Annotated in this window: 12 protein-coding genes; 9 read left to right on the top strand and 3 right to left on the bottom strand. The window is 38.2% G+C overall.

The window, feature by feature from the left end:
- The first annotated feature begins 15 nt into the window (after positions 1-15).
- From ACX9YW_RS19065 to ACX9YW_RS19030, 8 genes are all read left to right on the top strand, one after another.
- Positions 16-2,421, top strand: coding sequence for a Na+/H+ antiporter subunit A (locus ACX9YW_RS19065; RefSeq protein WP_460349456.1), 2,406 nt, complete (start codon positions 16-18; stop codon positions 2,419-2,421).
- Positions 2,418-2,840 (top strand): Na(+)/H(+) antiporter subunit B, encoded by a 423-nt coding sequence (locus ACX9YW_RS19060; RefSeq protein WP_460349454.1) that lies wholly within the window; start codon positions 2,418-2,420, stop codon positions 2,838-2,840. Before ACX9YW_RS19065 ends, ACX9YW_RS19060 begins: the two co-directional genes overlap by 4 nt.
- On the top strand, positions 2,840-3,181 hold the full coding sequence (locus ACX9YW_RS19055) for a Na(+)/H(+) antiporter subunit C (RefSeq protein WP_460349452.1): 342 nt from the start codon (positions 2,840-2,842) through the stop codon (positions 3,179-3,181). The genes ACX9YW_RS19060 and ACX9YW_RS19055 overlap by 1 nt, the downstream gene beginning before the upstream one ends.
- Positions 3,174-4,655 (top strand): Na+/H+ antiporter subunit D, encoded by a 1,482-nt coding sequence (locus tag ACX9YW_RS19050; protein ID WP_460349450.1) that lies wholly within the window; start codon positions 3,174-3,176, stop codon positions 4,653-4,655. The genes ACX9YW_RS19055 and ACX9YW_RS19050 overlap by 8 nt, the downstream gene beginning before the upstream one ends.
- Positions 4,656-5,132: a Na+/H+ antiporter subunit E gene (locus ACX9YW_RS19045; RefSeq protein ID WP_460349448.1), complete on the top strand. Its 477-nt coding sequence runs from the start codon at positions 4,656-4,658 to the stop codon at positions 5,130-5,132.
- A 47-nt stretch (positions 5,133-5,179) separates the two neighbouring features.
- Complete coding sequence (locus ACX9YW_RS19040; protein ID WP_460349495.1) at positions 5,180-5,419, top strand: Na(+)/H(+) antiporter subunit F1; 240 nt, start codon at positions 5,180-5,182, stop codon at positions 5,417-5,419.
- Positions 5,400-5,762, top strand: coding sequence for a monovalent cation/H(+) antiporter subunit G (mnhG, locus tag ACX9YW_RS19035; RefSeq protein WP_460349446.1), 363 nt, complete (start codon positions 5,400-5,402; stop codon positions 5,760-5,762). Before ACX9YW_RS19040 ends, mnhG begins: the two co-directional genes overlap by 20 nt.
- A 170-nt stretch (positions 5,763-5,932) precedes the next feature.
- A complete protein-coding gene (locus ACX9YW_RS19030; RefSeq protein WP_460349444.1) occupies positions 5,933-7,072 on the top strand; it encodes an FAD-dependent monooxygenase in 1,140 nt (379 codons plus the stop codon).
- Between the two features lie 15 nt (positions 7,073-7,087).
- Here the strand turns inward: ACX9YW_RS19030 and ACX9YW_RS19025 are convergent, their stop codons facing one another.
- Both ACX9YW_RS19025 and ACX9YW_RS19020 read right to left on the bottom strand, forming a co-directional pair.
- Positions 7,088-7,486 carry a hotdog fold thioesterase gene (locus tag ACX9YW_RS19025; protein ID WP_460349442.1) on the bottom strand — a complete coding sequence of 133 codons (399 nt, stop codon included), beginning with the start codon at positions 7,484-7,486 and terminating at the stop codon, positions 7,088-7,090.
- Positions 7,487-7,505: 19 nt separating this feature from the next.
- A complete protein-coding gene (locus tag ACX9YW_RS19020; protein ID WP_460349440.1) occupies positions 7,506-8,123 on the bottom strand; it encodes a DedA family protein in 618 nt (205 codons plus the stop codon).
- Between the two features lie 197 nt (positions 8,124-8,320).
- On the opposite strand from ACX9YW_RS19020, the gene ACX9YW_RS19015 reads away from it, so the two are divergent.
- Positions 8,321-8,767, top strand: a complete 447-nt coding sequence (locus ACX9YW_RS19015) for a YuzC family spore coat inner layer protein (RefSeq protein WP_460349438.1) — start codon at positions 8,321-8,323, stop codon at positions 8,765-8,767.
- A gap of 66 nt (positions 8,768-8,833) precedes the next feature.
- On the opposite strand, the gene ACX9YW_RS19010 is transcribed toward ACX9YW_RS19015, so the two are convergent.
- Positions 8,834-10,336, bottom strand: a complete 1,503-nt coding sequence (locus ACX9YW_RS19010) for a leucyl aminopeptidase (protein ID WP_460349436.1) — start codon at positions 10,334-10,336, stop codon at positions 8,834-8,836.
- Positions 10,337-10,340: the final 4 nt, after the last annotated feature.

Below are 10,340 nucleotides of genomic sequence, written 5' to 3'. Positions count from 1 at the left end.
AAAGGGGGTATTGATTTGTCCTTACTACATCTCGCCATTTTTTCACCGTTTATATTAGCAATATTCATTCCAATTTTATATAAATTTCTCCAGCGAATACATACGGGGTGGTTTGTCCTTCCATTACCGATTCTTCTATTCAGCTACCTTTTGACCTTTCTTGGAAAAACCAAACACCATAAAAGTTTAGTGGAATCATTTGAATGGATACCATCCTTACATATTAACTTTCAGGTACAACTGGATAGCCTTGGCCTTTTATTTGCTCTATTAATTACTGGGATTGGCTCATTGGTTGTGTTGTATTCCATCTTTTACTTAGCGAAGGACCAGGAGAAGTTAAATACGTTTTACGTTTATTTATTGTTATTTATGGGGGCCATGCTTGGTGTTGTGTTAAACGATAATTTAATTGTCCTCTATCTGTTCTGGGAATTTACCAGCTTTTCTTCCTTTCTGTTAATTGGTTATTGGTTTACAAGGGAAAAGTCTCGATACGGTGCCCAAAAATCGATGCTTATTACCGTGTTCGGCGGCTTATCAATGCTTGGAGGAATCATCCTGCTCTACTTAATGACAGGTACCTTTATGATTTCGGAAATGGTCACTAAAGCAGACCAACTATTTAATCATTCATTATTTATTCCTGCCATGCTACTTATTTTGTTAGGCGCCTTCACCAAATCAGCACAATTTCCGTTTCACATTTGGCTACCGGATGCCATGGAGGCACCAACACCGGTTAGTGCTTATCTTCACTCCGCTACAATGGTAAAAGCGGGAATTTATCTGGTTGCAAGAATGAGCCCTATTTTTGCCGAATCACTAGTTTGGCTTTGGCTTGTCGCCGGAGTTGGAATTGTTACATTATGCTGGGGTTCATTTACAGCTGTTAGACAAACGGATTTGAAGGCCATTTTAGCTTATTCCACAGTCAGCCAGTTAGGACTAATTATGTCCCTATTGGGGATTGGTGCAGCAGCCCTTCATTTTGATTCCATTGATGATCAAAATTTTACCGTAGCAACCGCTGCTGCCATTTTTCATTTAATTAATCATGCCACCTTTAAAGGAAGCCTCTTTATGGTCGTGGGAATCATTGACCATGAAACGGGAACAAGAGATATTCGCCGTTTAGGTGGGTTAATGAATTTTATGCCGATCACTTTTACGTTGGCGATTATCGGTGCCTTTTCAATGGCGGGATTACCACCGTTTAACGGGTTTTTAAGTAAAGAAATGTTTTTTAGTGGAATGCTGAAGATTGCCCAATTCGATTTATTTAATTTAGACACTTGGGGAATTCTGTTCCCCTTATTAGCTTGGATTGCTAGTGTATTTACTTTTATTTACAGCATGGTTATTGTTTTTAAGACATTCACAGGTAAGTTCCAACCGGAGAAACTAGTAAAGAAGCCACATGAAGCACCATTCGGGATGTTAGTTCCTCCTATCATTTTAGCGTCGCTTGTCATTATTTTTGGGATATTCCCTAATATATTGTCTTATAGCCTGATTGAACCAACAATGGCCTCTATTCTCCCATCGCTACTAGGACCGAATGAAGTATTTGATGTCGAAATTGCCCATTGGCATGGCGTTAACACCGAACTTTGGATGACAATTGGTGTAGTGATTCTAGGGTTGATTCTATTTAAAACATTGGCAAAATGGCAAAATATCTATTTGCTATTGCCAGAAAAACTAACCTTCAATAAGCTGTATGAAGCACTGTTAGATCGTTCACAATTTGGTGCCATGAGGCTAACGAAGGGCTATATGAATGGGTTCATTAGAACTTATCTCGTCTATATTTTCTTTTTCTTTATTATTATTTTAGGTTTTTCCCTTTATTGGAAATCCGCCTTTAAACTTGAAACCACCAATACGGCTCCAGTAGGTGTTTATGAATTGATTTTGGCACTTATTATTGTTATCGGCTCCATTTCGATTTTATTTGCCAAATCACGATTAACCTCGATTATTTTATTAGGAGCTGTTGGCTATACAGTTTCTCTTTTATTCGTTGTATTTAGGGCTCCAGATTTAGCATTGACACAATTGGTTATTGAAACTGTCTCTGTCTCATTGTTTTTGCTTTGTTTTTACCATTTGCCAGAATTAAAACGGTACGAGAGACCAGTTGGCTTTAAAGCGGTAAACATGTTAATTTCGGTTGGCGTTGGGGCTATCGTCACCTTAATTGCCATATCGGCCCATAGCAACAAACTGTTTCCTTCCATTGCCGAATATTATATTGAAAATACATATAAAAAGGCCGGCGGCGAAAATATGGTAAATGTCATTCTCGTTGACTTCCGTGGATTCGATACGATGTTTGAAATATGTGTGTTAGCAATTGCAGCGCTCGGGATTTTTGCAATGATTAAACTAAGGTTAACAAGGAGGAAGGAAGGATGAGAACCAATGATTTAATTCTACAGACGGTTACGAAGATTGTTCTGTTTGTCATCATTCTTTTTTCCATCCATATCTTTTTCGCAGGACACTACTATCCTGGTGGCGGCTTTATCGGTGGTTTAATGACATCTGGAGCGATTGTTTTATTACTGTTAGCCTTTGATTTAAAGACCGTACAAAATATATTACCAATCGATTATAAATATTTAATTGGAACTGGCCTGTTATTTGCGGTAGGAACGGGGGTAATTGGTTTACTTTCTGGTAAACCTTTTCTCACTCATGCCTTCGACTATTTCCAATTACCGTTTTTAGGGAAGACCTCCCTCCATACAGCTGTTCTTTTTGATACAGGGGTTTTCCTTGTTGTTGTCGGTGTTACGATGACCATTATTCAAACGATAGGAGAGGACGAATAATGGAAATTTTAATGGCTATTGTTGTTGGGATTTTGTTTATGACAGCAACCTATTTAATGCTTTCCAAAAGCTTACTGCGGATCATTATTGGAACTGGCCTTTTAAGCCATGGTGCCCATCTATTAATTTTAACAATGGGTGGTTTAAAGAGAGGAGCAGCTCCTTTACTCGGGGAACATGCCTCATCTTTTGTTGACCCGTTACCACAGGCATTAATTTTAACGGCCATTGTCATCAGTTTTGGGGTTACTTCCTTTTTCCTCGTATTGGCCTATCGTGCCTATCAAGAGCTAGGTACGGATGATATGAATCGTTTGAGAGGAAATGAAGGAAATGAATAATTTGATGATTTTACCCATCCTAATACCTTTGCTGACAGCTATTTTATTAATATTTATTAAAAAAATAAAGCTGCAACGGACTTTATCACTCATTTCATCAATCATTACTGTAGCGATAAGCTTATTACTTGTTCATACTGTTAAGGAAAATGGCATTCAAACTCTCGATGTCAGCAATTGGCAGGCACCTTTTGGGATTACCCTTGTGTCGGACATGCTCTCTGCGTTACTTGTATTAACAACCAGTATGATTTCATTTGTTTGTATTCTCTACTCCTTTCGTTCGATTGGTGAGGAGCGTGAACACTTTTATTACTACAGTGTTATCCATTTTCTGATGGTTGGTGTCATTGGTGCATTTACAACTGGGGATATTTTTAACCTTTTCGTCTTTTTTGAGGTTATGCTAATGTCTTCTTATGTATTACTCGTGCTAGGTGGGACAAAGGCCCAACTTCGTGAATCGATAAAATACATATTAGTAAATGTCATTTCATCGGCATTATTCGTGATTACGGTTGCTTATTTATATTCGGTCGTTGGTTCGTTAAATATGGCTCATATTTCCGTACGTATTGCTGAGATAGGTCAACCGGGAATTTTAACAGTCATTGCAGTCCTATTTTTAATTGTATTCGGATTAAAAGGGGCTATTTTTCCGTTATTCTTTTGGTTGCCGGGGTCTTATTATGTCCCCCCCGTCCCGGTAATGGCTTTATTTGGCGCCTTACTTACGAAGGTCGGCGTTTATTCCATTATGAGAACTTACACCCTATTTTTCTATCATGACCAAGGATTTACCCATCAATTATTGGCGATTCTTGCTATTATTACGATTGTGATTGGCCTAATTGGTGCGATTGCCTATTGGGATATTAAGAAAATCATTATCTATAATATTATCGTGGCGGTAGGGGTGATTCTGTTCGGTGTTTCGACGATGAATGAGCAAGGCTTAACCGGTTCTATTTTTTATTTACTTCATGACATGATGATTAAAGCGGCACTATTTCTTTTGGTAGGGATTATTATTGCTATTACCGGGACAAGTGATTTACGGAAATTCCAGGGGCTTATAAAGGATTATCCTGGATTAGCTTGGACTTATTTTATCGCTTGTCTAGCTTTGGCTGGAATTCCACCTTTAAGTGGTTTTGTTGGGAAACTTTTAATCATACAAGGTGGATTTTCAGAAGGAAACTACCTTGCTACAGGAATTGTCCTATTTTCTAGTTTAGTCGTTTTGTTTTCGGTCATGAGAATTTTTATTAACGGATTTTGGGGCGAGCAGCTTAACAGCTATCATAAACAGGCCCCTGTACGGTATTTGCTAATTAGCCCTGTTATGTTAGTGGTTGTTTCGATTCTGTACGGAATCTTTTCAGAATTCATCTATTCCTATATCCATGCAGCTTCAGAAGTCCTTGCCAACCCATCGCTCTATATCGATGCGGTTTTAAAGGGGGGAAAGTAGATGGCCTTTCAAATACTATTAAATGTGTTCCTAGCTTGGATATGGATGTTTTTAAAGGTATCCTATGAAACGGTTGATTTCTTTATTGGCTATTTCTTTGGATTCATAATTATCTATTCGTTTCGACGATTTTTCAGGTCAAGATTTTATCTTTATCGAGCTTTAGCTGTTGTCCGATTGCTTTTCATTTTTATTAGAGAACTGATTCTATCAAATATCGCCGTTTTAAAAGTAATCCTTAAACCTAAATTAGATATTCGCCCAGGAATTTTCGCCCTCGAGACCGAGCTAAAAAAGGACTGGGAAATTACCGTCCTCGCCAATTTAATTACCTTAACACCGGGAACATTGGTCATTGATGTTTCCCCCGATAACAAGGTGTTATATATTCATGCGATGGATATTCCAAACGCAGAAGAAGCGATTCATTCTATCAAAAATACGTTTGAAAAAGCGATTATGGAGGTGAGCCGTTAGTGATTCAAACTATCGCCCATTTATCCCTGTTCCTTATTTCCCTATCCATGCTTGGCCTGATTTATCGAGTCATCAAAGGACCGACAACCCCTGATCGGGTTGTTGCTCTCGATGCCATTGGGATTAATTTAATCGGAATTATTGCGCTCATCTCGATTGTCTTAAAAACGAATGCCTTTTTGGAAATCATTTTATTAATTGGAATATTAGCGTTTATTGGAACGGTAGCCTTTTCAAAATATCTTGAAAAGGGGGTCATTATCGAAAATGATCGAGACAGCCATTAAAATAGTGATTACTCTTTTCATTGGACTAGGTGCGTTTTTAAGTCTCGTGACGGCCTTTGGACTAATACGCTTGCCAGATGTTTATACACGAAACCACGCAGCATCTAAAAGTGCCACACTTGGTGTAATGTTTATTTTGTTAGGGACCTTTTTATATTTCTATTTGCTAGAGGGACATTTTAATTCGCGACTATTACTTGGAATTGCTTTTATCTTCATGACCTCTCCCGTATCAGGCCATCTGATAAGTCGGGCTGCTTATAATAGTGGAGTTTCTTTATGGAATAGAAGTGTCCAAGATGATTTAAAGCAAGCACATAAAAACAACAAAATGATGAAGTAGGAGTCCGGTGAACTATCGGACTCCTTCGTTTTCACATAATTGTTGGAATTGTCAAAAATCATACACAACTAATCGTAATTTATTTTAGTATAGTGAAGGAAGAAGAATAATTTGGCTAAAAAGGAGTGAAGGACAAATTCTCAAAGAATAGAGAATGTTGTCCAAAGAAGATGAGAGAGAAATTAGTGATTGTTGGGGGAGGAATTAGTGGACTTGCCACAGCCTTGGCATTAAAAAAAGTCGGCTTAGCTGTGTCTATTTACGAAAAAAAAATGCAAGAAAATCGTGCAGGTTCGGGAATTTTGTTAAGTGGAAAGGCGGTCGCTACCTTAGATGATTTAGGTGTATTAGCACCAGTATTACTACAAGGAGTTTCGAGTAATCAATTTATTATCCTCGACCATCATGGTAAACCTATTACAACGATTCAAGCAAAACCCAAAAAATATCCTCTTTTTGTTTTTATCCACCGAAATGAATTCATTGAAATTCTATTAGAGGCTTTAACGGATAAACATATATTTTATAATAAAAAACTAGCCTTTTTTACCACAAACCATAAAAAAACTCAGCTCTATTTTGAAGATGGCACCATCGTTAAAACAGATTATTTACTTGGTTGTGACGGAATTCACTCAGCGATTAGGGCACAGCTTTTTCCTAATAGACAGCTGCGATATGCCGGTTATAGTTGTTGGAAGGGTATCGTAGAACTATCATCAGAGTTCTTTACCACTGTTCCTTCAGAAACATGGGGGCCTAAGGGGCGTTTTGGAATGATACCTCTTTCAAAAAATCGGCTCTATTGGTATGCCTTAAAAAATGGAGATCTCAATGATTCACTCCATCAATCCTGGAAAACAAAAGATATTTTATGGAACTTTGTAGATTATCACCATCCGATTCGCAAAATCCTTGAACATACGCCCGATGAACAAGTGACACACCGCTACATTTATGATTTAGAATCCCTATATCAGTATGTCTATGACCGAATTCTCCTTTTGGGTGATGCTGCACATGCCGAAACACCAAATCTAGGTCAGGGTGATAGCATGGCGATTGAAGATGCCGTTTTTCTTGCAAAATGCCAGCAGCGAGAAAAGAATTTTGAAAAAGCGATGCAATCCTTTGAGTTAGAAAGAATATCTCGAGCAAAACGGGTGATACAGGAATCATGGATGTTTGGAAAAATTGCACAGATTGAGGTCCCTTTCGTTTGTTCGATTCGCAATCAAATGATGAAATGGACACCCGCTTCATTCCATCAAAGTAGGTTTGACGTATTACAAAATAATAAAGAGATATAAAAAGGGAGCAATCGGTCACATTGCTCCCTTTTTATTTAATTTTAGTACCGCCATTGTGCATCTTGAAATGCAAATCAATTGGTTTTCTTCATCAACAATCCTAATCTCCCAAATCATGGTCGTTTTTCCTTGATGAAGCGTTGTTGCAGTAGCTGTAACCATCCCATCTCTTTTGCCTTTCACATGGTTTGCATTGATTTCAAGCCCAACAACGGCTTCTGTCTCCTTATCGACTAACTCATATGCACCTATGCTCGCCACTGTTTCTGCTAAGGCAACTGATGCCCCACCGTGCAATAGTCCAAACGGTTGTCTTGTGCGCTCATCGACCGGCATCGTAGCGACAACTTTCCCTTTTTCCAAGGAAATGATTTCTATACCTAATGAGTTTAATAATGTGTTTTTTATGTCCATATTATTATCACCTTTCAAATTAGAAACTAGAATCCTTCATCATGTTTAGTTTTTTCCGTCTTCTTCGTAATAAAAAATGAATGGTGATACCCAAAATAGCGGCAACACCTAAAAGAAGTAATACCTCTTTGCCATAGTGAATAATGACTTCTATGTGATCACCAAAAAGGTACCCTAAAGAAAAAGTAATACAAAGCCAAATAAATGCTCCTGAATAAGAATAGATGGCAAAAGTGCCAAAGGAAAGTCGGCTAAAGCCATATAAAAAAGGAACAAAGTTGCGGACACCAGGGATAAAATAACTTAACGAAAGTGAAATTTCATGATGTTTTTCAATCAAGTGAAACGAGCGTTCAATTAAGTTTGCGTATCTTTTTCGTTTCTCAAAAAAACCAATTAGTGGTCGCCCCACATACTTACCCAAAAAGTAACAGGTAGTTAGCGCCGCAACAATTCCTCCATAAAAAACAATAAAAGCGATAAATGGGTTTAGAATTTTTTGTGAGGAAGTTAGTGCAACCGACATGCTTAATACCTCATTGGGAATTGGTAAACCAAATATCCCCAACCATACCCAGAAAAACAAGCCCAAATATCCGTAAGATTCTATAAACTGCAGTAACTGATCCAGATCCATCTAAACGGACCTCCTATAAGAAAGCAAGATTCTTATTTACAAACTAGGTATCGGGGAAAAAAATCTGAAAACAATCTTATTCTAATAATATATATGTTTTACCTTAATTTTACAATCAGTAGAGACTCATAGTTTTTATTCTTATTACATATATATGGTTATGTTGGTGGGAATGAAGGAAAGAAAGGAGAAAAAATATGTATCCCTATTATGCTTATCGGAATGTTACTAGAAACATTCCAACAAATTCTAATTATTTTGTAAAAGAATCCCCATATCCAAATAATTATCCGTATTTTTATCCAAATTATCCACCCACCACCTATCCCTATTATGTACAATGTCGCCCCCTACCACCTGTGGATACAAAGCTGTTTATTAAATCCGCAAAATGTATTCAAAATCTAATGATTTCTGCTAATACTATTGTTAATAAATTTGCTACCTCCCCTAAATTTTCTTTGGATATCATGACAGCAGCACAGTATTCCAATATGAAGGAGGTAGAAAGATTAATTCATTCACTAGGCTTAAGAGATGAGCCAAAAATCTCTTATACTCCAGATGGAATGACCATCGTCTTTGATACCAATGAAAATAAAGTAAATGTTTGTCACCTGGCCTTACACATAAGGTGGGGTTAATATCGAAATAAAAGGCTGACTCTTGTATGAAGTCAGCCCACTTGCATTGATATTTATTGATAATTATTATTTTACTGGTTCGAATCTTTCAACTAATAAAGCCAATGTTCTTGTCATTACACCGGTTGCTCCTGCTGGCCCAAGATCAGAATCTTGCTTACTTCCTGACGTTCCTGCAATATCTAAGTGTACCCATGGAGTATCTTCAGCGAATTCACCGATAAAGGCTGCCCCCATTATCGCATGCCCATCACGGCCTGGTGAGTTGTTCAAGTCAGCAATTTTGCTGCCACGAACGCGCTCTTTGTCTCTGTCAAAAATCGGCAAACGCCACATCGGCTCTCCCGCTTCATAAGCAGCCTCTAAAACTTGCTCAAAAAATACCTCGTTATTCGTAAATGCACCTGTTGTATTCATTCCTAAGGCGACGATAACCCCACCTGTCAACGTAGCAACATCAACAATATAATTCGCTCCGTGATGTTTAGCATACGTAACCGCGTCTGCTAATACTAAACGTCCCTCAGCATCGGTATTTAATACCTCAATTGTTTTTCCGCTCATTGAAGTGATTACATCATCTACTTTAAAGGCATTTCCACTAACCATATTGTCTGTAGAAGGAATAACAGCCACAACGTTTTGTTCTGGTTTCAATTCACCAATAATTTCCATTGCACCTAAAACAGCAGCTGCACCTGCCATGTCGGATTTCATGCCAACGATGCCTTCTTTTGGTTTCAACGAGTATCCACCTGTATCGAAGGTAATTCCTTTACCGACTAGAGCAATTACGTCTTCCCATGTTTCTTTTCCTTGGTACTTTAAGACAATCATTTTCGGAGGCTCTGATGACCCTTGGTTTACGGCAAGCAAGGCACCCATACCTAGTTTCTCCATATCGACCTTATCTAAAATTTCCACTTCGAAGTCATACTTTTCACCCAGGCGGCGTGCATAGTTGGCCATTTCAGTTGCCGTTAGCATATTTCCAGGCATATTCACAAGTTCACGAGCTGAATTTGTTGCTCTTCCGTATGTATAACCAACCTCTAAGGCTGCTTCGATGGCTTCTGTTTCAATACCACCAAGAACCTTGATGTATTCTAATTTCTTTTCAGGCTCATTTGATTTTTGCTTATACCCTTCGAACTTATAGGTTGCTAATGCGAACCCTTCCGCTAAAGCGTGGGCTACGTCATTTTCATCAATCGACTCGGTTTGGAATGAATGTAAGAGCACAGTGGCTTCTTGTTGCTTGTTCGTGTGTAGCGTCTTGAATATTTTTCCGAACGCTTCTTTTAAGGTTTCGAATTGGAGCTCCGATTCTTTTCCTAAACCAACAAAATATAATCTCTTGGCGCCAATTTTACCAAAGGTATGTACTTTTGAAACACCTTTCTTCTTGGCTGAAATGTCACCACTTTTGACTAGTTCAGTTAAATGTCCATCTAATAATTGGTCAAGCTCTGCTAACTGGCCTTCGAACTTTGTGGGCTTGTCGAATAGGCCGATAATAAGACTTTCTTGTTCTGAAGAGTAATTCCAATCTGCTTGTACTTTAAACATTTAT

It is taken from the genome of Pseudoneobacillus rhizolycopersici (genome assembly GCF_054786815.1).
Note: the sequence above shows the minus strand (reverse complement) of the source record. Positions and strands in the feature narration are given on the sequence as shown.